Consider the following 26,866-nt stretch of genomic DNA (forward strand, 5'->3'; position numbering starts at 1 on the left):
CATGGCGCTGACCGCTCTCGACATCATCGTTCTCGTCGCCGTGCTCGGGGCGGCGCTGCTCGGGCTCAAGCGCGGGTTCGTCACCGAGGTGCTGTCGCTGTTCGCCTGGGTGGCGATCGTCGCGATGCTGAAGCTGTTCCACGTCACGCTCGCCGCCAAGCTCAGCGGCACGGTCGGGACCCCGTCGGGGGCGGCGGTGGCGGCGTTCGTCATCATCGCGGGCGGCACCTATCTCGGCGGCAAGCTCGTCGCCAATGCGATCGGCAAGCGGACGCGCCAGTCGATCCTCGGCCCGGTCGATCGCGCGCTCGGCTTCGGCTTCGGCGCGCTCAAGGGGCTGATCATCGCCAGCCTCGGCTTTCTCGTCGCGGCGCTGCTGGTCGATACCGCCAACGGCGGCCCGGCGCGCCGGCCCGAGTGGATGACCCATTCGCGCTGCTATAATCTGCTCAACGCGACCAGCGCGGGGATCGCCGATTTCGTCGATCGGCGCCGGCGCGGCCTTCCCGTCTTTGGCGCGCGCCCCGCCGCCGAACCATCGAGCCAGCCATGACCGCCAGCCTGTACAATGCCGACATCCTGCGGCTCGCCGCGTCGATCCCGCATCATGCGCGGCTCGACCATGCGCAGGCGACCGCGGAGAAACGATCGCCGATCTGCGGCAGCCGGGTGACGGTCGACATCGGCCTCGACGCGGCGGGGCGGGTGGGCGAGGTCGGGCTGCTGGTGCGCGCCTGCGCGCTCGGCCAAGCGTCGTCGTCGCTGCTCGCGCAGGCGATCCTCGGCAAGACACCCGAGGAGCTGGCCGCCGCCCGCGACGGGCTGACCGGCTGGCTCGCCGGCGAGGGCGCGATGCCCGATTGGCCGGGGCTGGCGGTGTTCACCCCGGCCCTGTCCTTCACCGCACGCCACGCCTCGATCCGGCTGGCGTTCGAGGCGGCGGCGGAGGCCGCCTTCGCCGCACGCGAGGCGCATGCCGATGCATGAGGCGGCGCAAGGCGCGTCGCTGCTGCGCGACGGCGTCATCCTGCTCGGGTTCGGACTCGCCTTCGTCCTGCTGTTCCGCAAGCTCGGGCTCGGCGCGACGCTCGGCTTCCTCGTCGCCGGCGCGGTGGTCGGGCCGCACATCCTCGGTCTGGTCGGCGATGCCGAATCGAAATTGGGGATCGCCGAACTCGGCATCACGCTGCTGCTGTTCATCGTCGGGCTGGAGCTCAACCCGACGCGGCTGTGGCGGATGAAGCAGGAGATTTTCGGGCTCGGGCTGATCCAGGTGGTGGTGTGCGGGCTGGCGATCTCCGGCATCGTCTATGCCTTCGCGCATTTCTCGCCGACCGCGGCGTTGGCGCTCGGCCTGCCGCTGGCGCTGTCGTCGACCGCGCAGGTGCTGCCGCTGCTGCAATCCTCGGGTCGGCTGCGCACCCCGTTCGGCGAGCGCGCCTTTTCGATCCTGCTGTTCCAGGATCTGTCGATCGTCCCGCTGATCACGATCGTCGCGGCGATGAGCCGCAACCCCGCCGACGCCAACGGACCGCCGGGCTGGCTGCTCGCGCTCTACACGGTGGTGGCGGTGGCCGGGCTGGTGCTCGCCGGGCGGTTCGTGCTGCGGCCGCTGTTCCGGCTGATCGGCAATCTCAACGAGCGCGAGATGTTCGTCTTCGCCGCGCTGTTCACGGTGATCGCGAGCGCGGCGGTGATGGAGGCGCTCGGCCTGTCGACCGCGCTCGGCGCGTTCATCGCCGGGGTGATGCTCGCCGACAGTCCGTATCGCCACGAGCTGGAGGCGGATGTCGAGCCGTTCCGTTCGATCCTGCTCGGGCTGTTCTTCCTCGTCGTCGGCATGATGCTCGATCTGCACGCGATCGCCGAGCGGCCGCTGTTCGTCGCGGGGATGGCGCTGGCGCTGATCGCCACCAAGACTTTGGTGATCACCGGCATCGGCCTGGCCTTCCGCATGACGTGGCGCAGCGCGCTCGCGCTCGGCGTGCTGCTCAGCCAGGGTGGCGAATTCGGTTTCGTGCTGTTCGCGCAGGCGCAGAACGGCCTGCTCGTCGCGCCGGAAGCGGCGAGCCTGTTCGGCGCGATCATCACCGTGTCGATGGCGACGACGCCGTTCCTGATGGGCGCGACCCGGCGCTTCCGCGAGGAGCCGGTGGTCAAGGACCAGGCGCGCGACGGGCCGAAGGCGGAGGGCGCCAATGCGATCATCGTCGGTTACGGTCGCTTCGGCCAGACGGTCGGCCAGATGCTGCTCGCGCAGAAGATCCCGGTGACGCTGATCGACCGCGATATCGAGATGATCGACATCGCCGGTGAGTTCGGCGCGAAGGTCTATTACGGCGACGGCACCCGGCTCGACTTGCTGCGTCAGGCGGGGGCGGCGGAGGCGGAGCTGATCCTGTTCTGCGTCGACGGCGACCAGATCGACCCCGAGACGCTGGAAGGCATCCACGAAGCCTTCCCCGATGCCGCGATCTACGTCCGCGTCTTCGACCGGCGGGCGCTGGTCAAGCTCAAGCGCGCCTCGGGGGTCTTTGTGGTGCGCGAGGTGCTCGAATCGGCGGTGAAGATGGCGCGGGTGGCGATGCGCGATCTCGGCATCGCCGGTGCCGAGATCGATCGCGCCGAAGAAAGCTATCGCGCCCGCGACAAGGAACGGCTGCGCATCCAGATCGCGGCGAACGACATTCGCGCGGCGCGCTCGCTCGTCGCCGAGCAGCAGCCCTGGGGAAATGATCCGCGATGATCGTGGCGATACTGGCGGCGCTGTCGGGCGCGATCGCGGTGGCGGCGGGGGCGATGGGCGCGCATGGCGCGACCGGCGTCGCGGCCGAATGGCTCAAGACCGGGGCGCAATATCAGATGATCCATGCGGTCGCGGCGCTGGTCGCGCTCCGCTTCGAGGCGCGCGGGGCGGCGTGGCTGTTCGTCGTCGGCGCGGGGATCTTCGCCGGTACGCTCTATCTGATGGCGAAGGGCGCGCCGCACTGGCTCGGCGCGGTGACGCCGATCGGCGGCGCGCTGCTGATCGGCGGCTGGCTGTGGCTTGGGTGGTCGCTGCGCGGGTGATACGCGGATGAGGGATGGCAGGCTGGCGGCGCAGCTGCATCCGTCATCGCGGCGGTTGTCCTCACCCTTGAGCAGCCGCGCCGGTCTCCCGCACGTCCGCGGCCTCAACCAAATTCGCTCCGTTCCGGCGTAACGATTCCGCGGGGCGCCGCCGATCCGCTACAGTGATCCTATGTCCCGCCCTGCGTCCAACCTGCTTCCCTATGCCGCGCTGGTCGCCGCGATCGTCGCCTTCTGCGGCGGCACCTCGTTCGCCAAACGCTTGTTCCCGCTGGTCGGGGCGGAGGGGACCACCGCCTATCGCGTCGGTTTCTCGGCATTGCTGCTGCTCGTCGCGATGCGGCCGTGGCGATTCGCGCTGACCCGGCACGATGCCGGGCGGCTGCTCTGCTACGGTCTGGCGCTCGGGGCGATGAACCTCAGTTTCTACATGGCGCTGCGCACGCTGCCGCTCGGGCCGGCGATCGCGATCGAGTTTCTCGGGCCGCTGGCGGTGGCGCTCGCGCATGCGCGGCGCGCGGTGCACGTCGCGCTGGCGGGACTGGCCGTGGCGGGTCTGTGGCTGCTGCTCCCGGTCCATGGTGGCGCACGGCCGCTCGATCCGGTCGGCATCGGCTTCGCGTTCGGCGCGGCGACGGGCTGGGCCTGCTATATCCTCGCCGGGCGACGCACCGGGCATCTGCCGGCGGGGCAGGCGGTGGCGCTCGGCATGGTCGCCGCCGCGCTGCTCGTCGTGCCGATCGGTATCGCGCATGCCGGCGCGGCGCTGCTCACGCCGTCGTGGCTCGGCATGGGGGTGATCGCGGCGCTGCTGTCGAGCGCCATCCCCTATTCGCTCGAGATGATCGCGTTGCAGCGCATCCCGCCCCACAGCCTGGGCGTGCTGCTCAGCCTCGAACCGGTGGTCGGCGCGCTCGCCGGCGTAGCGCTGCTCGGCGAGACGCTCAGCCTGACGCAATGGGGCGCGATCGCGATGGTCGTCGCCGCATCGATCGGGGTGATCGTCACGACCCCGGACAGCAAGCAGGAGGTGGCGGCATGACGCCGGATATCGCCGAACAGGATCGCCGTGCCGCGCTGATCGCGGCGGAAGATCGCGCGCTCGAACTGATCGAGCGGATCGTCGCCGACGGGCTGATCCGGCCGGGACGCAGCGAGCGCGACATCGAACAGGCGATCAAGCATGTCGCGCAGGACGCATTCGGCGTCGTGCAGGACTGGCACAAGCGCATCGTCCGCGCCGGGCCGAACACGCTGGCGATCTTCGCCGACAACCCGCCGGTGGTGACGGTGGCCGAGGAGGACATCGTCTTCGTCGATCTCGGCCCGGTGTTCGGCACCTGGGAGGCGGATGTCGGGCAGAGTTTCGCGATCGGCAGCGACCCGGCGCGGCAGGCGCTCGTCGCCGAACTGCCGCGCCAGTTCGCGCTGATCGACGCGCGGCTGTCAGCGGAGCCGGACATCACCGGCGCCGACCTCTACGATTATGCCTGCCTCAGCGCGGCGGCGGCCGGCTATCGCTTCGGCGGGCAGATCGCGGGGCATATCGTCGCCGAATTCCCGCACGCCCGGCTGCCGGGTGCGCGGCAGGCGCATCATATCAGCCCGGCCAACCCGCTGCCGCTGAGCGATCCCGACGCGCACGGCCGCACCCGGCACTGGATCATCGAAGTGCATCTGATCGACCCGGACGGGCGGTTCGGCGGCTTCTACGAGCGGCTGGCGGGGCGCTAACGCTTCTTGCGGCAGGCGTCCGAGCAATAGACGACGGCATCCCAGTCGCGCGCCCATTTCTTGCGCCAGGTGAACGAGCGTTCGCAGGCCGGGCAGATCTTGCTCGGCAGATCGCGCTTGGCGACGCCGTTGGGCATCAGCGCGGCTGCCGGTCGAGAAAGGCCGCGACGGTATCGAGATCGACCGTGCGGTCGAGATAGGTCCGGCCGATGCCGCGGGCGAGCAGGAAGGGCAGGGTGCCCGCCGCCATCTTCTTGTCGTGACGCATATGGTCGACCAGCGTCGCACCGTTCGCGCCGATCCCCGCGGCGGCGAGCCCGTCCGGCAGGCCGATCGCGCGCAGGTGGGCGGCGACCCGCGCCGCATCGGCGGCCGGGGCGATGCCCTGTTCGGCGGAGAAGGCGAAGGCGAGCGCGCAGCCGGCGGCGACCGCCTCGCCATGCAGCAGCGCCTGCGAGAAGCCCGCTTCCGCCTCGAGCGCATGGCCGAAGGTATGGCCGAGGTTGAGCAGTGCGCGCGTGCCGTTGGTCTCGTGCTCGTCGGCGGCGACGATCCGCGCCTTGGCGGCGACGGCATGGGCGATCGCCTGATCGCGCGCGGCGGGATCGCCGGCGATCAGCGCCGCGCCATGCGCCTCGCACCAGTCGAAGAAGGCGGGATCGTCGATCAATCCGTATTTGACCACCTCGGCATAGCCGGCGCGTACCTCGCGCGCCGGGAGCGTATCGAGCAGCGCCGGGTCGATCAGCACCAGCGACGGCTGGTGGAAGGCGCCGATCAGATTCTTGCCGGCGCGGGTGTTGATCGCGGTCTTGCCGCCGACCGAACTGTCGACCTGCGCGAGCAGCGAGGTCGGGATCTGGACGAAGCGGCAGCCGCGCTTGAGGATCGCGCAGGCGAAGCCGACGAGATCGCCGATCACCCCGCCGCCGAGCGCGATGACATGATCGCCGCGCTCGATGCCGAGATCGAGCAGCCGGTCGCAGAGCGCGGCAAGCTGCGTCCAGCTCTTGGTCTGCTCGCCCGGCGGCAGTACGATCGTCTCGCTGCGCACGTCCGCGGCGGCGAGCACCGCCTGCAGGCGTTCGGCATGGCCGCGGACGTTCTCGTCGGTGACGATCGCCAGCGTCCGCCCGCGCGCGAGCGGGGCGAGATGGTCGGCGGCGCGGTCGAGCACGCCGGCTTCGATGACGATGGGATAGCTGCGGTCGCCGAGCGCGACGGTGATCACGGTCATGCCGCGTGCCGCCCGTGGCCGATCGCCTTCAGGATCGCGTTGACCGTGGCCTCGTGCGGAGCGGTGTTGCTGGTGATATGGATATGCGCCTCGGCGTAGATCGGGTTGCGGATGGTGGCGAGTTCGGCGAGCACCTGCCGCGGGTCCTTGCCGCGCAGCAGCGGGCGCGTATCGCGCCGGCCGACGCGCTCGGCGAGCACGTCGGGATGCGCGCGCAGCCAGATGGCGGTCGCGTCGGCGAGGATCAGCGCCCGTGTCTCGTCGTTGATGAAGGCGCCGCCGCCGGTGGCGATCACCTTGGGCGTGCCGTCCATCAATCGCTGGATGACGCGGCGTTCGCCGTCGCGGAAATAGGCCTCGCCGAAGCGTTCGAAGATTTCGGCGATCGTCATGCCGGCGGCCTGTTCGATCGCGGTGTCGGCATCCACGAAGGGCAGCCGCATCCGGCTCGCCAGCCGCCGCCCGACCGTCGACTTGCCGACGCCCATCAGCCCGACCAGCACGATCGGCCGAGCCGGATCGCGTCGCTTGGGGCCGGTCGGCGGGGGATGAGCGCTTTGCAACATGGAACGGAGCGCTATACAGCGGGTCCGGACGGGGCAAAAGCTCCGCATCCGCCTTTTACGCGTCTTAAGGTACGGTATGTCTCGCTTGGTTCTCTCCGTCGTCGTCATCCTCGTCGTGGTGGTCGGCGGTCTGTTCCTGCTCGCCGGCCGGGCGTCGGAGCGGCCGCAGACGCATGTCGAAAAGGCCGTGACGCTTGCCAACCTCAGCTGACGCCGGCGTAATCTGGGGTCGGGGGACAAGATGAAGGCTCGCACGCATCGGGCGCGGCGGCTGCGACAAGTGACGCGCGGCGTCGCCGGCGTGGCGATCGTCGCGGCGGCCGTCGCCGCTTACGCGCAGGAGAAGCCCGAATCGATCCTGCCGCCGGGCTTCGGCGAGCCCGCGTCGGCACCGTCCACCCGCCCGGCGGCGACGCCGCGCCCGGCGCCCGCCGCGAGCGGCGGCGCGGCGAGCGTGCCCGCACCGCTGCCCGTGCCGGCCCCGACCGGTCTGGTCCAGCCGCTGCCCGGCGAGACGCCGGTACCGCTCGCCAGCGCGACGCCGTCGCCGACGCCGACGGTCGACCCCGCGGTACTCGCGCAATATGAGATGCCACTGTCCGCGCGCCGTTCGCTCGACCGGGTCGGGCCGGCGGGGCCGCGCGAGGGCGCGCTCGCGCCCGACGCCTTCGGTGAGGCGGACGGCCGCTATCTCGAACGGCTGATGCGCAGCGTCGCCGCGCCCTTGCCGTCGCGCTGGCTGTCGATCCTGTTGCGACGCACGCTGGTGGCACAGGTCGATACGCCCGCGGCGGTCGACGGCGCCGACTTCGCGGCCGAGCGCGCCTGGCTGCTGCTGCGCATGGGTGAGGCGGTCGGCGCCCGCGCGGTGGTGCAGAGCGTCGACAACGACAATTACACCCCCAAACTCTATCAGGTCGCGCTCAACACCGCGCTCGCGACCGGCGATCCGGCGGAAATGTGCCCGATCGCCGATGCCGCGCTGGCGGCGACGCATGAGCGGGGCTGGTCGCTCGCGCAGGCGATGTGCGCGGGTCTCGCCGGCGAGCCCGCCCGCGCCAAGGCGCTGGTCACCGCGGCGCGGCGGCGCAACGTCGCGACCCGTATCGATCTGCAACTCGCGCAGAAGGTGGTCGGCGCCGGCCCCAATGGCGGGCAGGCGGTGACGATCGAATGGGCGGGGGTGGATACGCTCACCGCCTGGCGCTTCGGGCTCGCCGCGGCGACCGGCGTGACGATCCCCGATAGCCTGTTCGCGACCGCCGGGGCGCAGGCGCGCTATTGGTATGCGCTGTCGCCGTCGATCCCGATGGCGGACCGCCTGCCGGCGGCGGAGGCGGCCGCCGGGCAGGGCGTGCTGTCGTCGGCGGCGCTGGTCGATCTGTACGGCGCGCTCGACGCCGCCAATGAGACGCCCGCGCCGATCGCCGCGTCGATCAACGATCTGCGCACCGCCTATATCGGCGCCGACATGCCGACGCGCCTCACCGCGCTGCGCAACCTGTGGGGTGGCACCGCCGGACAGCCGGCCTATCCGCGGCTGGTGCTCACCGCCCGCGCCGCGGCGCGGCTGCCGGCGCGGACCGGCATCGCCGAGGCGCCGCAGCTCGTCGCGTCGATGCTGACCGCTGGGCTCGATCGCAGCGCGGCGCGCTGGCGGGCGGCGGTGGACGAGGGCAGCGATGCCTGGGCGATGATCGCGCTCGCCGATCCCGACAGCGGCGGCCGGCTTAGCTACCGGCAATTGTCCGCCTATGCGGGCAGCGGCGATGCCGCGCTCAAGCAGCGGCTGTTCTTCGCCGGGCTCGCCGGTCTCGGCCGGCTCAGCCCCGACGATATCGAGCGGGCGGCAGCGGCGCTCGACGTGCGGATCGGCGCGGAGACCAGCTGGACGCGCGCGATCGATCGCGCCGCGGCGGACAATCAGCCGGGGACGGTGGCGCTGCTTGCCGCGATCGGCATGCAGACGCCGCACTGGCGCGGGGTGCCGCCGGCGATGCTCTACCGCATCGTCTCGGCGCTGCGCGCGGTCGGACTGGAGGGCGAGGCGCGGATGATCGCGGCGGAGGCGCTCGCGCGCGTGTGAGCGGCGACCGCGCGCTGATCGAGCGGTTCCTCGAAATGCTGGCGGCGGAGGCCGGTGCCGCGGCGAATACGATCGCCGCCTATCGCAGCGACCTGACGCTCGCCGCGGCGGCTCTGCCCGACGGGCTCGTCGCCGCGACCCCGGATCAGGTGCAGGCGCTCGCCGAGCAATGGCGCGCGCTGGCGCGCAGCACCGTGGCGCGCAAGGCCGCCGCGCTGCGGCGGTTCTACAGCTTCCTCACCGAAGAGGGCCACCGCGCCGACGATCCGGGCAGCGCGCTGCCGCGGCCGGGGACGGCGCGGCGGCTGCCCAAGGTGCTCGATTACGGCGATGTCGAGCGCCTGTTCGCGGCGATCGCGGCGCGGGTCGAGGGCGAGCGGCCGCTGCCGGGCGACCTGCGGCTCGCCGCTCTGGTCGAGCTGCTTTACGGATCGGGGCTGCGCGCCACCGAATTGGTCAGCCTGCCGCGCAACGCGATCCACCCCGACCGGCCGTTCCTGATCCTCAAGGGCAAGGGCGGACGCGAGCGGCTGGTGCCCCTGTCGGATCGCGCCCGCGCGGCGGTGGCGCGGTGGCGGACGCAGGTGCCGGTCGACGCGCCCTGGCTGTTCCCCTCGGGCCGCGGCCATCTCACCCGCATCCGCCTCTACCAGTTGGTCAAGGCGCTCGCCGCCGAGGCGGGCATCCCGCCCGACCGGGTCAGCCCGCACGTGCTGCGCCATGCCTTTGCGACGCACCTGCTTGCCGGCGGCGCCGATCTGCGCGCCTTGCAGGCGATGCTCGGCCACGCGGATATCGCCACCACCGAGATTTACACGCACGTCGATGCGAGCCGGCTGGTCGAGCTGGTCAACGCGCGCCATCCGCTCGGCGATCCGGGGCGCGTTGACGGACGCGCGCGTCGCCCGTAACCCGCGCAGCATGGCGAGCTTCCTCGAATTTGAAAAACCGATTGCCGAATTGCAGGGCCGGATCGACGAGCTGCGGGCGACCGCGGCCGACGGTACGATCGACATTGCCGCCGATCTGGCACGGTTGCAGGCGAAATCCGACAAATTGCTGCGCGATACCTTCGCCAAGCTGACCCCGTGGCAGAAGACGCAGGTCGCGCGTCATCCCGAACGGCCGCATTTCAAGGACTATGTCGCCGGCCTGTTCGACGAGTTCGTGCCGCTCGCCGGCGATCGCGCCTTTGCCGACGATCAGGCGATCATGGGTGGCTTCGCGAGCTTCCGCGGCCGCAAGGTGATGGTGCTCGGCCACGAAAAGGGTGCCGACACCGCCAGCCGGCTGCGCCACAATTTCGGCATGGGCAAGCCCGAGGGCTATCGCAAGGCGATCCGGCTGGTCGACATGGCGAGCCGATTCGGCCTGCCGGTGGTGACCCTGGTCGACACGATGGGCGCCTTCCCCGGCATCGAGGCGGAGGAACGCGGTCAGGCCGAGGCGATCGCCCGCTCGACCGAGGCCTGCCTTGCCGCCGGCGTGCCGGTGGTCGCGGCGATCGTCGGCGAGGGCGGGTCGGGCGGCGCGGTGGCGCTCGCGGCGGGCAATCGCGTGCTGATGTTCGAACACGCCATTTATTCGGTGATCAGCCCCGAAGGCTGCGCCTCGATCCTGTGGCGGACCGCCGACAAGGCGGCGGATGCGGCCGAGGCCATGCGCGTCACCGCGCAGGATCTCAAGACTTTCGGCGTGATCGACACGATCGTGGCCGAACCGCTGGGCGGTGCGCATCGCGACCCCGCCGAGGCAATCCGCCTGCTCGGCGATGCGCTCGACGCGGCGCTCGCCTCGCTCGACCATCGCGACGCGGCGACGCTGCGGCAGGAGCGGCGCGAGAAGTTCCTGGCGATGGGCCGGCTCTGACGCGAGGCGGCAAACGAAGAGGGCGGCGGAACCATCGTCCCGCCGCCCCCGTGATTCGGTCGTAAACTGTGGCTCAGGTGGCCGACATGTTCGACGACACGTTCGAGAAGGTGGTCTTCAGCTTGTTGCCGAGGCCCTGCATCGCGGCGATCGCGGCGACCGCGATCAGAGCGGCGATCAGGCCGTATTCGATGGCGGTCGCGCCCTTGCTGTTCTTGATGAACTTGCGGATCGTCTGCATTCCGGTCTCCAATATACGATTACTTCAGTCACCCGGCTGAACCGGTGAACCGGAGCAGCGGTGGTGGGATAGCCTGACCAAGGTTGCTAATCTTTTAAACGAACTGGACATTTTCCGCCGAAACGGTGGCGATCGATCAGCCGGCGTTGACCACCTTGGTGCTCACCGTCTGCCAGACGTTGGTGTTGGCATTGGCGACCTGCTTGAGCGCGACAACCATGACGATGACGATCAGCGCGACGATCAGGCCATATTCGACCGCGGTCGCGCCGCGCGAATCGCGCCACACGGACGACGTCGGGCGCCGGCGGGGGCGACGGGGCAGGCGGATCGTCATTTGATCGGCAAGTAATTGGAGAGATTTAAGGAATGGCTGACGACCGAAGCGAAAACACGGCCGGCGGCATCGCGCTGATGCCGGTGGTGGCGGCGGCTTTGCTCGATGCGCGGGGGCGGGTGCTGCTGCAACGCCGACCGCCGGGCAAGCAGATGGCCGATCTGTGGGAATTCCCCGGCGGCAAGGTCGAGGCGGGCGAAACGCCCGAGGCGGCGCTGGTGCGCGAGTTGGGAGAGGAACTGGCGATCCGCGTCGTTCCGGCGGCGATGACGCCGCTGGCCTTCGCCAGCGCCGCGCTGGGCGCGAAGCACCTGCTGCTGCTGCTCTACGTCATCCGCGACTGGACGGGCACGCCGCAGCCGCTCGAGGCGAGCGCGCTCGCCTGGGTGGCGCCCGCGGCGATGGCCGAGCTGGCGATGCCGCCCGCCGACGTGCCGCTGGTGGCGGCGCTTGCGCATTTCCTCGCAATCCAAGGTTGACGGTCCGCGCAAAACCGACCATCAGCCGCCCTCCCGCGTCGAGGCCCGATGGCGGAGTGGTGACGCAGAGGACTGCAAATCCTTGCACCCGGGTTCGATTCCCGGTCGGGCCTCCAATCCCTCGCGGGCGGTCAGTCGGACATCTTCACCCGCGCCGCGTCGCGCGGCAGCAGCATCGGCCGCATCCGCAGCCCGAGGCAGATCACGGTCGGCCAGAACAGCGTGTTGAGCACGTCGGACGTGGTGTCCTCCCAGCGCCACGAGCCGAAGTTGAGCCGATCCATCACCTCGTTGAACAGCTCCGCCGCGACGACGAACGACCAGGGCACGAAACTGCCGAGCGAGCGCCGGGTGAGCAGCCGCGCCACCATCAGCACCGCCAGGCCGGCGTGGATATGCAGGATGGTATCGGGCAGGCCGGTGCCGTCGCCGATCCAGTCGATGAACTTGTGATAGGTCGCAGGGAGCATGGCGCGCGCCATAGGCAAGCGCCGCGCCGTACGCCATCGATTTGCCGGCGCGGTGCATTTGCGCTGCCTCCGCTTGGCGCGACGCGCACTGCGCGATACAAGCGCTAGGTCACGAAGTGTATTGCGCAGCTAATACGGTTGTGCGAGAGGGATCCAGCATGAACATCACCGCCGACACCCACCAGCCCGATGCCGCCGAATTGTCGGTGATGCGGCAGGCGATGGTCGCCAGCCAGCTGCGCACCAACGCGGTCAACGATCAGCGGGTGCTGGTCGCGATGAACACCGTGCCGCGCGAGGAGTTCGTGCCCGCCGAATCGCGCGCGCTCGCTTATCGCGACACCGCGCTGCCGGTCGCCGGCGGACGCGCGATCAACCTGCCGATGGTGATCGGCCGGCTGCTCACCGAAGCCTATCTTGAAAAGAACGATCGCGTGCTGCTGATCGCCGCCGCGGGCGGCTATACCGCAGCGCTGCTCGCGCAGATCGTCGCCGAGGTCGTCGCGGTCGAGGAGGATGCGACGCTGCTCGGGCTGGCGCGGCAGGCGCTCGCCGGCACGCCCAACGTCACGCTGGTCGAAGCGCCGCTGCGCGAGGGCCATGCCGCTGCGGCGCCCTATGACGTGCTGATCGTCGACGGCGCGGTCGAGCACCTGCCCGAGACTTTGATCGATCAAGTCAAGGTCGGTGGGCGTGTGGTAACCGGGCTCATTGAAAATGGCGTCGTGCGCCTCGCCAGCGGCCGCAAGACCGAAGGCGGCTTCGGTCTGGCGCCGTTCCTCGACTGCGATTGCGTGACGCTGCCGGGCTTCGCCAGGCCACAGGGTTTCCGGTTCTAGGCAATGATAAACGGGGGGATGATGCGGGGATTGTTGTTGGGGGGCGCGGCGTTCATCGGGCTCGCCGCGCCGGCGGGGGCGGAGACGCTGCGCGAGGCGCTCGCCAAGGCCTATGCTTCGAACCCGACGCTGACCGGCCAGCGCGCCGCGCAGCGCGCCACCGACGAAAATGTGCCGATCGCCCGCGCCAGCGGCATCCCCGGCGTCAACGTCAGCGGCTCGGTCACCGACAATTTCCTCCAGGCGAACAACAATTTCGCCAATCCCGAGCGGGTCGCGGCGACGTCGCTCAACTTCTCGGTGCCGATCTTCCAGGGCGGCGCGGTCAAGAATTCGGTCCGCGCCGCCGAGACGCGGGTCGATGCCGGCCGCGCGACGCTGCGCGGCGCCGAGGCGAATACCTTCACCAATGTCGTCGCGGCCTATATGAACGTGATCCGCGACGAGGCGATCACCTCGCTCAACCAGCAGAACGTCCGCGTGCTCGAGGTCAATCTGCGCGCCAGCCGCGACCGGTTCCAGGTCGGCGATCTGACGCGGACCGACGTCGCCCAGTCGGAGGCGCGGCTCGCGCTGGCGCGGGCGCAGTTGCAGCAGGCCGAGGCGCAGCTGATCTCGAGCCGCGAGGTCTATATCCAGGTGGTCGGTTCGCCGCCGGTCGCGCTCGAACAGCCGCCGGCCCTGCCCAACCTGCCCGATTCGCCGAACACGGCGGTCAGCGCCGCGCTCAACAACAATCCGAACCTGATCGCTGCGCGGCGGCAGGCGGATGCGACCCGCTACGATGTCGCGGTGGCGCGCTCGAACCGGCTGCCGAAGCTGTCGGTCGTCGCCGGGCCGAATTACTTCAACTATCTGCAGACGCTGCCGGCGGGCTCGTCGCTGCCCAATTCGGGGACGGCGGCGTCGGCGGGCTTGCAGGTGACGCTGCCGATCTTCCAGGGCGGCCGCCCGGCGGCGCAGGTCCGTCAGGCGGAGGCGCTGCGCGGCCAGTCGCTCGAGGCGGTGACCGCCGCCGAACGGGCGGTGGTGGCGCAGACCCGCGGCGCCTATGCGGTATGGCAATCGTCGCAGCAGGTGATCGCCAGCTCGGAGACCGCGGTCAACGCGAACAAGCTCAGTCTCGAAGGCGTGCGCGCCGAGAATAGCGTCGGCACGCGTACCATCCTCGACATCCTCAATGCCGAGCAGGAATTGCTCAACAGCCAGGTGACCTTGGTGAGCGCGCGCCGCGACGCCTATGTCGCGGGCTTCGCCCTGCTCGCGGCGATGGGCCAGGCGGAGGCGCGCGACCTTGGCCTCGACGGCGGCTCGCTCTACGATCCCACCGTCAACTACCGGCGCGTCCGCAACCGGATCAGCGACTTCGGCGGCGATGGCGAGCCCGTGCCGGTCGCCCCGTCGACCGCACAGACGCCGCCACAAAATGCCGCGGTTGCGAAGACAACCGACCCGATGCTCGATACGCCGGTTGACAGGACCCCCGCGTTGACGACAGGTGCTGCATCGCCAAGTCGCCAATAACGGCGTCGAAAAAGGGTAGGGACGTCAGGACCATGGGGGATATGAGCGCGGAGCCGTCGATGGAAGAGATCCTCTCGTCGATCAAACGTATCATCGCCGAGGAAGGCGAGGGCACGCAGGCGCGCACGCGGCGGACCCGTATGCAGCCGCAGCCGATCGAATCGGACGCCGAGGTGCTCGAGCTGAGCGATCCGATGCCGTCGCCCGCCGCGCCCGAGCCGGTCGCCGAGGTCGCACCGCCCGCGCCGCAGCCCAGGCCGCAGCCGCAGCCGCAGCCGCAGATGATGCAGCCGCCCGCCCCGCACGCGCAGGCCCAGCCGCAGCCCGCGCCGCAACCGACGCGCGGCCCAGCCGTTCAGTCGCCGATGTCCGAGGAACCGATCCTGTCCCACCATGCCGCCGCCGCCAGCCTGGGTTCGCTGGAAACGCTGAGCAAGCTGCTCGTCAAGCCCGAGGCCGAGAGTGACGGCACGCTCGAAGGGCTCGTCCGCGAGATGCTGCGGCCGATGCTGCGCGAGTGGCTCGACACCAACCTGCCCGGACTTGTCGAGACGATGGTCGCGCGCGAAATCGCAAAGATCACCTCGCAGGTCCGCTAATCATCCAAGGGGCTCCCGTCGATCGGGAGCCCCGTGACGAACGTTGCTCTGCCGGTCCGCTGCTCCTAAGCTCGCCGGCATGAGACGTCTGTTCGCCGCGAGCCTGCTCGCCACCGCCGCGGTCGCCGCGCCCGCCGCCGCCCGCCAGCTCACCATCGACGATGTCACCACGCTCAGCCGGATCGGCGCGCCGACCGTCTCTGCGGATGGACGCTGGCTGGTCTGGGCGCAACGCGAGACCGATATCGCCGCCAATCGCGGCCGCTACGACCTCTGGCGGCTCGACCTGTCGCGCAAGGGCGCCGCGCCCGAACCGCTCGCCAATCAGGCCGCGGTCAACGAAAACGATCCGCAGATCGTCGGCGACAGCGTCTATTTCCGCGCCGACGTCGGCGGCGAGGATGCGATCTGGTCGGTGCCGGTCACCGGCGGCACGCCGCGCAAGCTGAGCGACTTCAAGGGCGGCTTCGGCGGCTTCGAGGTCGCGCCGACCGGCGACCGCATCCTGGTCTGGGCCGATCGCAAGCCCAATGCGTCGAGCCTCGCGCCAGCAATGGAAAAGAAGGATCCCGCTGCCGGCGAGGGTCGCGTCTATGACAAATTGTTCGTCCGCCATTGGGATAGCTGGGTCGACGGGACGCATTCGCAACTGTTCGTGCTGCCGCTGAGCGCGGCGGGCGCGCCCGGCGACGGGGTCGCGCTCGAACACGGGCTCGACGGTGACACGCCGTCGCGGCCGTTCGGCGGCGGCGAGGAAGTCGCATGGAGCGCCGACGGCAGGACCGTCTATTTCGCCCTCCGCGTCGCCGGCACCACCGAACCGCGCTCGACCAATCTCGATATCTGGTCGGTCCCTGCCGACGGCTCGGCCGCGCCGGTCAACCTCACCCCCGACAATCCGGCGACGGATACGCTGCCGACCGTCTCGCCCGACGGGCGCAGCCTCGCCTGGGTGGCGATGAAGCGACCCGGGTTCGAAGCCGACCGGCAGGTGCTGATGCTGCGCGATCTGGCGAGCGGCAAGGTGCGCGCGCTGACGCAAGGGTGGGACCGGTCGGTCGGCTCGATCAGCTGGTCACCCGATTCGAAGCGGCTCTACGTCACCGCGCAGGACACGCAGGATAACCCGCTGTTCGCGGTCGATCCCGCCTCGGGCAAGGTGACCCGGCTGACGCAGCAGGGGCATGTCTCGGCGGTGGCGGCGACGCCGCGCGGCGCGGTGGTGGCGATCAACAGCCTGACCGCGCCCGACGATTTCTACAGCCTGACGGGCAAGGGCAAGCCGGTGCGGCTGACGCAGGTCAACGCCGCCAAGCTCGCCGGCATCGACATGCCGAGCGTGACGCGGTTCAGCTTCACCGGCGCCAACAGCGATACCGTCTGGGGCTATGCGGTGCGCCCGGCGGGGAGCACGGGCCCGGTGCCGGTCGCCTTCATGGTCCATGGCGGCCCGCAGGGATCGAGCGACAACAGCTGGTCGTACCGCTGGAACCCGGCGGTGTTCGCCGGCGCCGGCTATGGTCTGGTTGCGGTCGATTTCCATGGCTCGACCGGTTACGGTCAGGCCTTCACCGATGCGATCAGCGGCAATTGGGGCGGCTGGCCGCTCGACGATCTCAAGGCCGGGCTCAAGGCGGCGACCGATCGCTTCTCCTGGCTCGACGGCAGCCGCGCCTGCGCGCTCGGCGCCTCCTATGGCGGTTATATGATGAACTGGATCGAGGGGCAGTGGCCCGATCGCTTCCGCTGCATCGTCCAGCACGACGGCGTCTTCGACGCGCGCGCCATGGCCTATGAGACCGACGAACTGTGGTTCGACGAATGGGAACATGGCGGCAAGGCCTATTTCGAGGACCCGCAGGCGTTCGAGAAATGGAACCCGGTCAATTACGTGCAGAATTGGAAGACGCCCCAGCTGGTGATCACCGGCGAACGCGATTTCCGCATCCCCTATACGCAGGGCCTCGCCGCCTTCACCGCGCTGCAACGGCGCGGCATCCCGTCGCGCCTGCTGGTCAATCCCAATGAAAACCATTGGGTGCTCAAGCCCGCCAATTCGCGGCAATGGTATCGCGAGGTGCTCGGCTGGATGGACCGCTGGACGGCGAAGTAGGTTGGCGCTGCGGTCGCGACGATCTATATCGGAGATGGAGGCCATGATGACCAAGCCGAAGCCCGTCCGCGCCAGTGACCTGCCGACCAAGCGCGTCCGCGCGCCGGACGGCACGGTGATTCACATGAAGGTCGTCCAGGCCGACAGCGCGACTTTCGCGCAGGACATGCTTGCGGCCTTCCGCTCCAACGTCCGGCGGATCAAGTCCGAGCAGCGGAAACGCGCGCGTGCCGAGCAAGACGCCGCGCAAGCCTGAACGGCCGATCCTCTGGATTGTCGCCGGGCCGAACGGCAGCGGCAAGAGTTCGCTCTACAATCGCACTGATATCGAAGGCTGGGGCGGTTCGGTCTGGATCATCAATCCCGACCTGCTGACCGCCAAGATCGCCGAGGTCGAAGCACTGACGGGCGCCGCGGCCAATCTGGTGGCGGTGCAGCGGGTCGAGCATTGGCTCGAAGCTTCGATCGACGCGTACCAGACGATCGGCGTCGAAACCGTCCTGTCCTCGCCCAAATACCGGCGCCTGGTGCAGCGCGCTCGGTCGCACGGCTTCGAGATCAGGATGATCTATGTCGTCCTCGACAATGCGGATCTGCAACTCGCGCGTATCCGTGGCCGGGTCGCCGAGGGCGGCCATGATGTGCCCGCCGACAAGGTGGTTGCGCCCCGGCAGCGCTCTTTCAGCGAGCTGGCGTGGTTCGCGCAGCAGGTGGACGAATGTCTGGTCTTCAACAACTCGACCGGGGAGCCGGAGTTGATCGCCCAAAAAGAGGGCGGCGCGCTGATCTGTTGGGAAAGGCTGCCTGCGGACATGACCGCGGCGCTCGTCGAGGGCGGACTACGGTTGGTCACGGATTTGACTGACTTGGACTAGCGCAAGCGAGTCGCTACAGCCCGGCCATGACCGAGCTTGCCAAGACCTTCGACCCCGCCGCGATCGAGACCCGCTGGTACCAGCATTGGGAGACGAACGGCCTGTTCCGCCCCGATCGCCCGAACGCCGAGCCGTGGACGATCGTCAACCCGCCGCCGAACGTCACCGGCTCGCTCCATATCGGCCATGCGCTCGACAATACGTTGCAGGACATCCTGACGCGGCATGCGCGGCTCAAGGGCAAGGATGCCCTGTGGGTGGTCGGCACCGATCACGCCGGCATCGCCACGCAGATGGTGGTCGAGCGGCAGATGGCGGCACGCGGTGAGCAGCGCAGCGACCTCGGCCGCGAGGCGTTCATCGCCAAGGTCTGGGAATGGAAGGCGGAGAGCGGCGGTGAGATCACCCGCCAGCTGCGCCGGCTCGGCTGTTCGATGGACTGGGCGAATGAGCGGTTCACGATGGACGAGGGCTTTTCGAAGGCAGTCGTCAAGGTGTTCGTCGAGCTGCATCGGCAGGGCCTGCTCTATCGCGACAAGCGGCTGGTCAATTGGGACCCGGGCCTCGGCACCGCGATCAGCGACCTCGAGGTCGAGACGCGGGAAGTGCGCGGCAGCTTCTGGCAGTTGCGTTATCCGCTCGCCGACGGCAGCGGATCGATCACCGTCGCGACGACGCGGCCCGAGACGATGCTCGCCGATATGGCAGTGGCGGTGAACCCGGAGGATGCGCGCTATGCCGATCTCGTCGGCAAGCAGGTGCGGCTGCCGATCACCGGCCGGCTGATCCCGATCGTCGCCGACGACCATGCCGATCCGGCGCTCGGCTCGGGCGCGGTCAAGATCACGCCGGGGCATGACTTCAACGATTTCGAGGTCGGCCGCCGCGCCGGGATCGAGGCGCGCGACATGCTCAACATGCTCGATGCCAAGGCGCGGGTCTGCCAGACCCGCGACGGGCTGATCCCGGCCGACCTGATCGGGCTCGACCGGTTCGAGGCACGCGCGCGCATCGTCGCACGGCTCAAGGACGAGGGCGTGCTGATCCCCCACGTCGACAAGGAGGGCGTCGAGCATGACGCCGAGCCGCGGACGATCCAGACGCCCTATGGCGACCGCTCCGGCGTGGTGATCGAGCCGTGGCTGACCGATCAATGGTATGTCGACGCCAAGACGCTGGCGCAGCGGCCGATCGAGGCGGTGCGCTCCGGCGCGATCGCGATGGTGCCGAAGAGCTGGGAAAAGACCTTCTTCAACTGGATGGACAATATCCAGCCGTGGTGTGTCAGCCGGCAATTGTGGTGGGGGCATCAGGTGCCAGCGTGGTTCGACGCCGCGGGCAATGCCTATGTCGCCGAAACCGAAGAACAGGCGCAGGCGCAGGCGGGGGAGGGCGTCGCGCTGACCCGCGATCCCGACGTGCTCGATACCTGGTTCTCCTCGGCGCTGTGGCCGTTCGCGACGCTCGGCTGGCCCGACAATGCCGACCCGACGCTCGGCGGGCGCTATCCCAACGACGTGCTGATCTCCGGCTTTGACATCCTGTTCTTCTGGGACGCGCGGATGATGATGCAGGGGCTGCACTTCCTCGACGCCGTGCCGTTCAGGACGCTCTACCTGCACGGCCTCGTCCGCGCCGCCGACGGCGCCAAGATGTCCAAGTCGAAGGGCAATACCGTCGATCCGCTCGGGCTGATCGATCGCTACGGCGCGGACGCGCTGCGCTTCTTCATGGCGGCGATGGAAAGCCAGGGCCGCGACATCAAGATGGATGAGAAGCGCGTCGAGGGCTATCGCAACTTCGCGACCAAGCTGTGGAATGCGGCGCGCTTCGCGCAGGCGAACGGCATCGGCGGATCGACGCCGGGCAAGGCGCCGGCGGCGTCGCTCGCGGTCAATCAGTGGATCATCGGCGAGACGATCGCGACGGTGCAGGCGATCGATCTTGCGCTTGCCGACCTGCGCTTCGATGCGGCGGCGGAAGCGATCTACCAGTTCGTCTGGAACCGCTTCTGCGACTGGTATCTCGAACTGATCAAGCCGGTGCTCGGCGACGAGGGCGCGCAGGACGCGGCGGCTGCCGCCGAGACGCGCGCCGTGGCGGGCTGGGTGATCGACCAGATCCTCGTCCTGCTCCATCCGTTCATGCCCTTCATCACCGAGGAATTGTGGCATGCGATGGCGCCGCGCGACCATGATCTGATCGTCGCGCAATGGCCGATGGTCGACGGCGAGCATATCGACGCGGCGGCGATGGCCGACATCGCCTGGCGCATCCGGCTGATCGGCGAGGTGCGCACCGCCAAGAACGAACTCGGCATCGCGCCGGGCACGCAGCTCACCGCTTATGTCCGCGACGCCGATGCGACGACGCAGCGGCGCGTCGCGGGCGCCGAGGCGGCGCTGCGCAAGCTCGCGCGGCTGCAGGGCGTGTCGTTCGATCCGGCTCCGGCCGGCGCGGCGATCCAACTCGTCGTCGACGAGGCGACCTATGTCATCCCGCTCGACGGTGTCATCGATCTCGACGCCGAACGCGCCCGCCTGACCAAGGCGATCGCCGCCGCGGCGAAGGAGCGCGACGCGCTCGCCGGCCGGCTCGGCAACGCCAGCTTCGTCGAGCGCGCCAAGCCCGAGGCCGTAGAAAAGGCGCGCGCCGACCACGCCGAAAAGAGCGCCGAAGCGGAGCGGCTGTCGGCGGCGCTGGCGCGATTGGGGTGATGGGCCCGTCGCCGTGGCGGGATGAGAGGATTTGCGCAGAGGCGCGGAGGACGCAGAGGGGGCGTGGCGCGTGCTGCGCCTTCATGGCCGGTGAGGTGGGCAAGCGATCGAATCCATCCCGTTAGCCGTGAGCTTGTCGAAGGGCGGGGCTCCGCTAGCGGTCCGTGTGTGGAAGCCTGTACGTCGACAGGCTCAGCACGAACGGAGGAGAAGCCCCCCGCCCCCGAAGGCTGTTAGGTGCTGGGGCAGGGTGGGGTGGCGGAGCTGCCTTCCGCTATCCTCACCCGCCGCTCTGCGCCGCTTCCTCTTCTCTACAGGCAGAGAGCAGCACGCTCGGGCGACTCGGCAGCGACTATCAAGCAGACCTTCGCGCCCGCCGCCCCTCCGCGCGCGATCCCACCGCCAAGGCTGTTTCGCGACGGCAGCGATATGCCGTAGGGAAACGCCGCGATCAGGCCACAGCGGCCACGCGACAGAGGGATGTCCATGGCGAAGCCGCAACGCGACCTGACCACCGGCCCGATCGGCAAGACGCTGCTGCTGTTCGCGCTGCCGACCTTGGGGTCGAGCGTGCTCCAGTCGATCAACGGCTCGATCAACGCGATCTGGATCGGGCAGCTGCTCGGCGAACGCGCGCTGGCGGCGACGACCAATGCCGGGCTGGTGATGTTCCTGCTCGTCTCGGCGGTGTTCGGTTTCGGCATGGCATCGACGATCCTGATCGGGCAGGCGATGGGGCGGCGCGATATCGATGCGGTCCGCCGCGTCGTCGGCACCGCGCACGGGCTGTTCGCGATCCTGTCGATCGGCGTCGTCGCGCTCGGCTGGTGGAGCGCGCCGGCGATCCTCACCGCGCTGCACACGCCGGCCGACGCCTATCCGCTGGCGCTCGCCTATCTGCGCGTCATCTTCATCGCGATGCCGACCAGCTTCCTCGCGGTGCTGCTCAGCATGGTGCTGCGCGGGGCGGGCGATTCGGTGACGCCGCTTAAGTTCATGGCGCTGGGATCGGTGATCGACGTCGCGCTCAATCCGCTGCTGATCCGCGGCTGGGGGCCGCTGCCCGAACTCGGCATCGCCGGATCGGCGACCGCGACCTTCATCGCCAATACCGTCTCGTTCGCCGCGCTGCTCGGCTATATCTATCGCCGCGACCTCGTCGTGCGGCTGCGCGGGGCCGAGTGGCGCTATCTAATCCCCGATCCGACATTACTCCGCCCGATCGTCAGCAAGGGCGTGCCGATGGGGTTGCAGATGCTCGTCGCGACCGGATCGGCGCTGGCGATGGTCGGCCTCGTCAACGGCTATGGCACGACGACGACCGCGGCCTATGGCGCGGCGAGCCAGCTCTGGACCTATATCCAGATGCCGGCGATGTCGGTCGGCGCCGCGGTCAGTGCGATGGTCGCGCAGAATATCGGCGCTGGGCGATGGGAGCGGGTCGCGCTGATCACCCGATCGGGGCTGCTGCTCAATCTCGTCATGACCGCGGCGCTGATCGGCGTCGTCGCGCTGCTCGACCGCGCGGTGCTCGGGCTGTTCCTCGGCAGCGACGCGGCGTCGATCGATCTCGCCGCGCATATCAACATCATCGGTTCGGCGAGCTTCCTGCTGTTCGGCGTGTCGATGGTGCTGTCGGCGACGGTGCGGGCGAATGGCGCGGTGGTGGCGCCGTTGCTGATCCTCGCGGTGGCGCTGTTCCCGATCCGGCTCGGCATGGCCTATGCGTTGCAGGGCGATTGGGCGGCGGATGCGATCTGGTGGAGCTTCCCCGCCGGATCGGCGGCGTCGATGGTGATGACGATCCTCTATTATCGTTACGGCGACTGGCGTTCCGGCCGGCTGATCCCGGCGCGGCAGGGCGAGGAACAGGCCAAGGCCGCGACCGAGCCCACCGCCAAGCAGATGCCGGTCGGCTGACCGTCCGCCTCAGTCGGCGGGCACCATCACCTCGATGATCCCCGGCGCGACCGCGGCGGTGACCGGGGTGTGCGCGAGCACCTCGCCGTCGATCGAGATCGGCAGCGACGGCTTGGTGTCGATGCGCAGCGACTTGCCGGAGAAGCTCACCGTATCCTGGTGGCGCGCGTCGAGCTTGAAGAAGCTCGCCGCCCAATTCTTGACGAGCGTGCGCTTGTAGCGGGCGCGGACCGCCTGGACGACGATCTCGCCCGACTGGACCGAGGCTTCGTCGACCAGCCAGGTGCCGCCGTGATAGGGGCCGTTCGAGATGCGCACTTCGACGACGCGCATCGTCTTCGCCTCGACGCCGTCGTCGACGGTGAGGATGAACGGCTTGAAGCGCAGGAACTGCCAACTCGCCCAGCCGAGATAGCCGACCCGGCCGAGCACCTTCTTGAGGCCGTGCGGCACCGTCTCGGCGATCTGCGGGCTGATCCCCATCGCCGCGCAATTGGCGAAATAGTCGCCGTCGATCCGGCCGAGATCGATCCGCGCGCGCTTGCCGGTGCGGATGACGTCGATCGCACCCTCGACGTCCATCGGCAGGCCGAGCGTGCGCGCGAAGCTGTTGGCGGTGCCGAGCGGCAGCACGCCGAGCACCACGTCATGGCCGACGAGCAGGTCGACGAGGCCGCTGATCGTCCCGTCGCCGCCCCCCAGGATGACGAGCTCCGGTTTCTTGACCAGCGCGTTGCGCACCGTCTCGACCAGATCGTCTGGGTTTTCGACGGCATGGGCATCGACCGGGTAGGGCAGGCCGCTCAACGCTTTGCATGCCCGCTCGAACAATGCCTGGCCGCGGCGCGACTTGGCGTTGACGATCAGGGCGGCGGACGTGAACTGCGTCATGGATGTCCCATCGATTACGGGTGCGCAACGCTTGGCAAGCGCGCCGCGATCCCTCAAAGCCGCAACACCCTCGTCAAGGATGCGTCATGACTGCTGCCTATCCTGCGCTTCGCCTCCGCCGCACCCGCTCCAGCGACTGGAGCCGCCGGCTGCATGCCGAGACGGTGCTGACCCCCGCCGACCTGATCTGGCCGATGTTCATCGTCGAGGGCGAGGGCGTCGAGCAGCCGATCGCCAGCCTGCCGGGCGTATCGCGCTGGTCGGTCGACGGCATCGTCGCGCGCGCCCGCGAGGCACGCGACCTCGGCATCCCCTGTGTCGCGTTGTTTCCCTTCACTCCTGCGGGCTTGAAGACCGACGACGGGCGCGAGGCGCTCAATCCCGACAATCTGATGTGCCGGGCGATCCGCGCGATCAAGGATGCGGTGCCCGAGGTCGGCGTGCTGACCGACGTCGCGCTCGATCCCTATACCACCCACGGTCACGACGGGCTGGTCGATGCGGCGGGCTATGTCGTCAACGACGCCACCGCCGACCTGCTGATCGGCCAGGCGCTCAACCAGGCGCGCGCCGGCGCCGACATCATCGCGCCATCGGACATGATGGACGGCCGGATCGGCATGATCCGCGCCGCGCTGGAAGGCGAGGGCGCGCATAACGTCCAGATCATGAGCTATGCCGCCAAATATGCCAGCGGCTTCTACGGTCCGTTCCGCGACGCGGTCGGGTCGCGCGGGCTGCTCAAGGGCGACAAGAAGACCTATCAGATGGATGCCGCCAACGCCGACGAGGCGCTGCGCGAGGTCGCGCTGGATCTCGCCGAGGGCGCCGACACGGTGATGGTCAAGCCGGGCCTGCCCTATCTCGACATCATCGTGCGGGTGAAGACGCGGTTCGAGGTGCCGGTGTTCGCCTATCAGGTGTCGGGAGAATATGCGATGCTGGAGGCGTCGGTCGCCGCCGGCGCGGGCGAGCGCGACGCTCTGGTGATCGAGACGCTGATGGCGTTCAAGCGCGCCGGCTGCGCGGGCGTGCTGACCTATCATGCGGCGCATGCGGCGCGGCTGCTGCATGGCTGAGCGCGCCGGCGATACCGGCCGCGCCTGCCGCATCACCTTCGTCGCGACGATCCTGACCGGATCGTTCCTGCTGTTCCTCGTCCAGCCGATGGTGGCGCGGATGGCGCTGCCGCGCCTCGGCGGCGCGCCGGCGGTGTGGAATTCGGCGATGCTCGTCTACCAGACGCTGCTGCTCGCCGGTTACGCTTATGCCCATGCGCTGGCGCGGCTGCGGCCGTGGGTGCAGGCGGCGGTGCATGTCGGCGTACTGCTGATCGGCGCGGCATGGCTGCCGATCGGGCTGACCCTGGGCGGCGGCCCGGCCGGGTTGACGCCTGCTTTGTGGGTGCCGTGGCTGCTCGGCGCGTCGATCGGGCCGTTGTTCTTCGCCGTCTCGGCGCAGGCGCCGCTGGTGCAACGCTGGTTCAGCATCGCCAGCCGCGACGGCGATCCCTATGCGCTTTACGCCGCCTCCAATCTCGGCAGCTTCGGCGGGCTGATCGCCTATCCGCTGGTGGTCGAGCCGTTGCTCGCGCTGCGCCAGCAGAGCTGGCTGTGGAGTGCCGGCTATGCGGTGCTGATCCTGCTGGTGATCGCCTGCGCGATCCGCCTGCCGCGCGGGGCGAGCGCCGATGTCGCGCGGCCGAGCAGCGCGCCCGCGACGCGTCGCCGCGTGCTGCACTGGATCGCGCTGTCGCTGGTGCCGTCGGGGCTGATGCTCGCCACCTCGACCTATATCACCACCGATATCGTTGCGATGCCGTTGCTCTGGGTGCTGCCGCTCGGCCTCTATCTGCTCAGCTTCACCATCGCCTTCGCGGCCAATCGCGAGATCGCCGATCTGCTGACGCGGATCGCGCCGATCACCATCCTGATGTTCGGCGGGGTGATGATCGGCGGCTTCAACGAATCGCCGCTGATCAATCTCGCGATCGCGCTGACCCTGTTGTTCATGGTGTCGGTGGCGCTGCATACACAGCTGTACCGGCTGCGGCCCGAGCCCGACCGGCTGACCGGCTTCTACCTCGCCATGGCGGTCGGTGGCGCCTTGGGCGGCGTCTTCGCCGGGTTGGTCGCGCCGGTGGTGTTCGACTGGACCTATGAATATCCCATCCTGATCTTCGCCGCCGGGCTGCTCGTCCCGCAGGTGTTCCTCACCCACCGCATCCGCGGCCTGTGGCGGACGCCGGCCAAGCGCCGCTTCGCCTATGCCGGGGTGATCGCATTGCTGGTGCTGCTCACCACGCTGACCTTCCGCGGCCCGGCCGATCTGTTCGGCGAAGGGCATCAGGGGCTGACCTTCATCGGCATCGCGCTGATCGGCGTGATCTCGGTCGGCGCGCGACTGTCCTACGCGTTGATCCTGGCGGTGGCGCTGGTGATCTTCGGCGGCTGGCGCGCGGTCGAGCTGTCGCTGGCGCATGGCGCGCGGACGCGGAGCTATTTCGGTGTCTATACGGTGCGCGACGGGCGCGGCGTGCGCGAGCTCGATCACGGCACCACCGTTCACGGCATCCAGTTCACCGGCAGCCCGGTGCTCGAACGCCTGCCGACGACCTATTACGCACCGCCGTCGGGCATCGGCCGGGCGATGGAGGCGCTCGACGGCCTCTACGGCCCGACCGCGCGGGTCGGCGTCGTCGGTCTCGGGACGGGGACGCTCGCCTGCTATGCGCAGCCGGCGCAACGCTGGCGCTTCTACGAGATCGACCCGGTGGTGGTGCGGATCGCCCGTGATACCGGCCAGTTCACCTATCTTCGCGATTGCCTGCCGCATCCCGACATCCGCGTCGGCGACGCGCGGATCAGCCTGGAGGCGGACCGGCCGGCGAGCCTCGACCTGCTCGCGCTCGATGCCTTCTCCTCGGATGCGATCCCGATGCATCTGATGACGCAGGAGGCTTTCGCCGATTATGCGCGCGTGCTGCAACCGCGCGGGCTGCTGCTCGTCCATATCTCCAACCGCTTCCTTGATCTCGAACCCGTGGTCGCGGCAGCGGCGCGGGCGGGGGGCTGGCAGGCGGTGAAACTCTATTACCAGCCGCCGCAGCAGACCCCCGTCGCCTCGCCGAGCCAGTGGATCGCTCTGTCGCGCGACGCCGCGACGATGCGCGCGCTCAAGGCGGCGGACCGACGCTGGGCGCCCCTGGTCGGGCGGCCGGGGTTCGTTGCATGGACGGACGATTATTCGACGATCCTGCCGCTGCTCAAATGGCACGGGTAGATCGGGCGAGTCCGCGCA

Annotated in this window: 28 protein-coding genes and 1 tRNA gene; 22 read left to right on the forward strand and 7 right to left on the reverse strand. The window is 69.4% G+C overall.

From position 1 onward, the window contains the following. Nucleotide 1 precedes the first annotated feature (1 nt). The 6 genes from PBN85_RS08380 (at nucleotide 2) to PBN85_RS08405 (ending at nucleotide 4,803) form a co-directional block, all read left to right on the forward strand. Nucleotides 2-553 carry a CvpA family protein gene (locus PBN85_RS08380; protein WP_271300746.1) on the forward strand — a complete coding sequence of 184 codons (552 nt, stop codon included), beginning with the start codon at nucleotides 2-4 and terminating at the stop codon, nucleotides 551-553. Further along, nucleotides 550-987, forward strand: a complete 438-nt coding sequence (locus PBN85_RS08385; protein ID WP_271300747.1) for an iron-sulfur cluster assembly scaffold protein — start codon at nucleotides 550-552, stop codon at nucleotides 985-987. The genes PBN85_RS08380 and PBN85_RS08385 overlap by 4 nt, the downstream gene beginning before the upstream one ends. Continuing rightward, the gene (locus PBN85_RS08390; RefSeq protein ID WP_037531343.1) at nucleotides 980-2,746 is read left to right on the forward strand and encodes a cation:proton antiporter domain-containing protein; all 1,767 of its coding nucleotides are present in this window, start codon (nucleotides 980-982) and stop codon (nucleotides 2,744-2,746) included. Before PBN85_RS08385 ends, PBN85_RS08390 begins: the two co-directional genes overlap by 8 nt. After that, complete coding sequence (locus tag PBN85_RS08395) at nucleotides 2,743-3,069, forward strand: DUF423 domain-containing protein (RefSeq protein ID WP_037531281.1); 327 nt, start codon at nucleotides 2,743-2,745, stop codon at nucleotides 3,067-3,069. Before PBN85_RS08390 ends, PBN85_RS08395 begins: the two co-directional genes overlap by 4 nt. 172 nt (nucleotides 3,070-3,241) lie before the next feature. Then, nucleotides 3,242-4,111, forward strand: coding sequence for an EamA family transporter (locus PBN85_RS08400; protein WP_271300748.1), 870 nt, complete (start codon nucleotides 3,242-3,244; stop codon nucleotides 4,109-4,111). Then, on the forward strand, nucleotides 4,108-4,803 hold the full coding sequence (locus PBN85_RS08405) for a M24 family metallopeptidase (protein ID WP_271300749.1): 696 nt from the start codon (nucleotides 4,108-4,110) through the stop codon (nucleotides 4,801-4,803). Before PBN85_RS08400 ends, PBN85_RS08405 begins: the two co-directional genes overlap by 4 nt. Here PBN85_RS08405 and PBN85_RS08410 read toward each other — a convergent pair. From PBN85_RS08410 to PBN85_RS08420, 3 genes are read right to left on the reverse strand one after another with little or no spacing between them, the layout of a single operon-like run. Continuing rightward, a complete protein-coding gene (locus PBN85_RS08410) occupies nucleotides 4,800-4,940 on the reverse strand; it encodes a DUF2256 domain-containing protein (RefSeq protein ID WP_271300750.1) in 141 nt (46 codons plus the stop codon). The two genes, PBN85_RS08405 and PBN85_RS08410, sit on opposite strands and share 4 nt — an antisense overlap. Further along, entirely contained in the window at nucleotides 4,940-6,040 is a 1,101-nt protein-coding gene (gene aroB, locus PBN85_RS08415; protein ID WP_037531277.1) for a 3-dehydroquinate synthase, read from the reverse strand. Before aroB ends, PBN85_RS08410 begins: the two co-directional genes overlap by 1 nt. Then, complete coding sequence (locus PBN85_RS08420; RefSeq protein ID WP_037531275.1) at nucleotides 6,037-6,606, reverse strand: shikimate kinase; 570 nt, start codon at nucleotides 6,604-6,606, stop codon at nucleotides 6,037-6,039. Before PBN85_RS08420 ends, aroB begins: the two co-directional genes overlap by 4 nt. A gap of 76 nt (nucleotides 6,607-6,682) precedes the next feature. On the opposite strand from PBN85_RS08420, the gene PBN85_RS08425 reads away from it, so the two are divergent. The 4 genes from PBN85_RS08425 to PBN85_RS08440 are packed head-to-tail and all read left to right on the forward strand — an operon-like array spanning nucleotide 6,683 to nucleotide 10,561. Further along, complete coding sequence (locus PBN85_RS08425) at nucleotides 6,683-6,817, forward strand: hypothetical protein (RefSeq protein ID WP_268747100.1); 135 nt, start codon at nucleotides 6,683-6,685, stop codon at nucleotides 6,815-6,817. Between the two features lie 30 nt (nucleotides 6,818-6,847). Then, nucleotides 6,848-8,692: a hypothetical protein gene (locus PBN85_RS08430; RefSeq protein ID WP_271300751.1), complete on the forward strand. Its 1,845-nt coding sequence runs from the start codon at nucleotides 6,848-6,850 to the stop codon at nucleotides 8,690-8,692. Then, on the forward strand, nucleotides 8,689-9,603 hold the full coding sequence (locus tag PBN85_RS08435) for a tyrosine recombinase (RefSeq protein WP_271300752.1): 915 nt from the start codon (nucleotides 8,689-8,691) through the stop codon (nucleotides 9,601-9,603). The genes PBN85_RS08430 and PBN85_RS08435 overlap by 4 nt, the downstream gene beginning before the upstream one ends. 10 nt (nucleotides 9,604-9,613) lie before the next feature. Further along, entirely contained in the window at nucleotides 9,614-10,561 is a 948-nt protein-coding gene (locus PBN85_RS08440) for an acetyl-CoA carboxylase carboxyltransferase subunit alpha (RefSeq protein ID WP_037531267.1), read from the forward strand. A gap of 73 nt (nucleotides 10,562-10,634) precedes the next feature. Here PBN85_RS08440 and PBN85_RS08445 read toward each other — a convergent pair whose 3' ends face one another. Next, nucleotides 10,635-10,802, reverse strand: a complete 168-nt coding sequence (locus tag PBN85_RS08445; RefSeq protein WP_037531265.1) for a Flp family type IVb pilin — start codon at nucleotides 10,800-10,802, stop codon at nucleotides 10,635-10,637. A 136-nt stretch (nucleotides 10,803-10,938) separates the two neighbouring features. Continuing rightward, nucleotides 10,939-11,091, reverse strand: coding sequence for a Flp family type IVb pilin (locus tag PBN85_RS08450; protein ID WP_333781841.1), 153 nt, complete (start codon nucleotides 11,089-11,091; stop codon nucleotides 10,939-10,941). Nucleotides 11,092-11,171: 80 nt separating this feature from the next. Here PBN85_RS08450 and PBN85_RS08455 point away from each other — a divergent pair, with 80 nt between their 5' ends. Further along, complete coding sequence (locus tag PBN85_RS08455; RefSeq protein ID WP_051583205.1) at nucleotides 11,172-11,618, forward strand: (deoxy)nucleoside triphosphate pyrophosphohydrolase; 447 nt, start codon at nucleotides 11,172-11,174, stop codon at nucleotides 11,616-11,618. A 42-nt stretch (nucleotides 11,619-11,660) separates the two neighbouring features. Continuing rightward, nucleotides 11,661-11,734, forward strand: a tRNA-Cys gene (locus PBN85_RS08460). 15 nt (nucleotides 11,735-11,749) lie between these two features. Here PBN85_RS08460 and PBN85_RS08465 read toward each other — a convergent pair. Then, nucleotides 11,750-12,088 carry a hypothetical protein gene (locus PBN85_RS08465; RefSeq protein ID WP_037531339.1) on the reverse strand — a complete coding sequence of 113 codons (339 nt, stop codon included), beginning with the start codon at nucleotides 12,086-12,088 and terminating at the stop codon, nucleotides 11,750-11,752. Between the two features lie 158 nt (nucleotides 12,089-12,246). On the opposite strand from PBN85_RS08465, the gene PBN85_RS08470 reads away from it, so the two are divergent. The 8 genes from PBN85_RS08470 (at nucleotide 12,247) to PBN85_RS08505 (ending at nucleotide 22,675) form a co-directional block, all read left to right on the forward strand. Beyond that, nucleotides 12,247-12,927 carry a protein-L-isoaspartate O-methyltransferase family protein gene (locus PBN85_RS08470; RefSeq protein ID WP_037531261.1) on the forward strand — a complete coding sequence of 227 codons (681 nt, stop codon included), beginning with the start codon at nucleotides 12,247-12,249 and terminating at the stop codon, nucleotides 12,925-12,927. A gap of 18 nt (nucleotides 12,928-12,945) precedes the next feature. Then, a complete protein-coding gene (locus tag PBN85_RS08475; protein WP_271300754.1) occupies nucleotides 12,946-14,451 on the forward strand; it encodes a TolC family outer membrane protein in 1,506 nt (501 codons plus the stop codon). A gap of 41 nt (nucleotides 14,452-14,492) precedes the next feature. After that, nucleotides 14,493-15,050: a DUF2497 domain-containing protein gene (locus tag PBN85_RS08480; RefSeq protein WP_271300755.1), complete on the forward strand. Its 558-nt coding sequence runs from the start codon at nucleotides 14,493-14,495 to the stop codon at nucleotides 15,048-15,050. Nucleotides 15,051-15,129: 79 nt separating this feature from the next. After that, nucleotides 15,130-17,163, forward strand: coding sequence for a S9 family peptidase (locus PBN85_RS08485; protein WP_271300756.1), 2,034 nt, complete (start codon nucleotides 15,130-15,132; stop codon nucleotides 17,161-17,163). Nucleotides 17,164-17,209: 46 nt separating this feature from the next. Continuing rightward, nucleotides 17,210-17,419, forward strand: a complete 210-nt coding sequence (locus PBN85_RS08490) for a hypothetical protein (RefSeq protein ID WP_271300757.1) — start codon at nucleotides 17,210-17,212, stop codon at nucleotides 17,417-17,419. After that, nucleotides 17,391-18,038 (forward strand): AAA family ATPase, encoded by a 648-nt coding sequence (locus tag PBN85_RS08495; RefSeq protein WP_271300758.1) that lies wholly within the window; start codon nucleotides 17,391-17,393, stop codon nucleotides 18,036-18,038. The genes PBN85_RS08490 and PBN85_RS08495 overlap by 29 nt, the downstream gene beginning before the upstream one ends. 26 nt (nucleotides 18,039-18,064) lie before the next feature. Beyond that, complete coding sequence (locus PBN85_RS08500; RefSeq protein ID WP_037531247.1) at nucleotides 18,065-20,755, forward strand: valine--tRNA ligase; 2,691 nt, start codon at nucleotides 18,065-18,067, stop codon at nucleotides 20,753-20,755. Between the two features lie 486 nt (nucleotides 20,756-21,241). Then, complete coding sequence (locus PBN85_RS08505; protein WP_271300759.1) at nucleotides 21,242-22,675, forward strand: MATE family efflux transporter; 1,434 nt, start codon at nucleotides 21,242-21,244, stop codon at nucleotides 22,673-22,675. Nucleotides 22,676-22,684: 9 nt separating this feature from the next. Here the strand turns inward: PBN85_RS08505 and PBN85_RS08510 are convergent, their stop codons facing one another. Then, nucleotides 22,685-23,566 (reverse strand): diacylglycerol/lipid kinase family protein, encoded by an 882-nt coding sequence (locus PBN85_RS08510; protein ID WP_037531243.1) that lies wholly within the window; start codon nucleotides 23,564-23,566, stop codon nucleotides 22,685-22,687. An 86-nt stretch (nucleotides 23,567-23,652) separates the two neighbouring features. Here PBN85_RS08510 and hemB point away from each other — a divergent pair, with 86 nt between their 5' ends. Together hemB and PBN85_RS08520 are read left to right on the forward strand one after the other, a co-directional pair. Continuing rightward, on the forward strand, nucleotides 23,653-24,645 hold the full coding sequence (gene hemB / locus PBN85_RS08515; RefSeq protein WP_037531240.1) for a porphobilinogen synthase: 993 nt from the start codon (nucleotides 23,653-23,655) through the stop codon (nucleotides 24,643-24,645). Then, the gene (locus PBN85_RS08520; RefSeq protein WP_271300760.1) at nucleotides 24,638-26,848 is read left to right on the forward strand and encodes a spermidine synthase; all 2,211 of its coding nucleotides are present in this window, start codon (nucleotides 24,638-24,640) and stop codon (nucleotides 26,846-26,848) included. The genes hemB and PBN85_RS08520 overlap by 8 nt, the downstream gene beginning before the upstream one ends. The last annotated feature ends 18 nt before the right edge of the window (nucleotides 26,849-26,866 follow it).

This window comes from Sphingomonas sp. CV7422, assembly GCF_027945725.1.
Lineage (GTDB): Bacteria > Pseudomonadota > Alphaproteobacteria > Sphingomonadales > Sphingomonadaceae > Sphingomonas > Sphingomonas kyungheensis.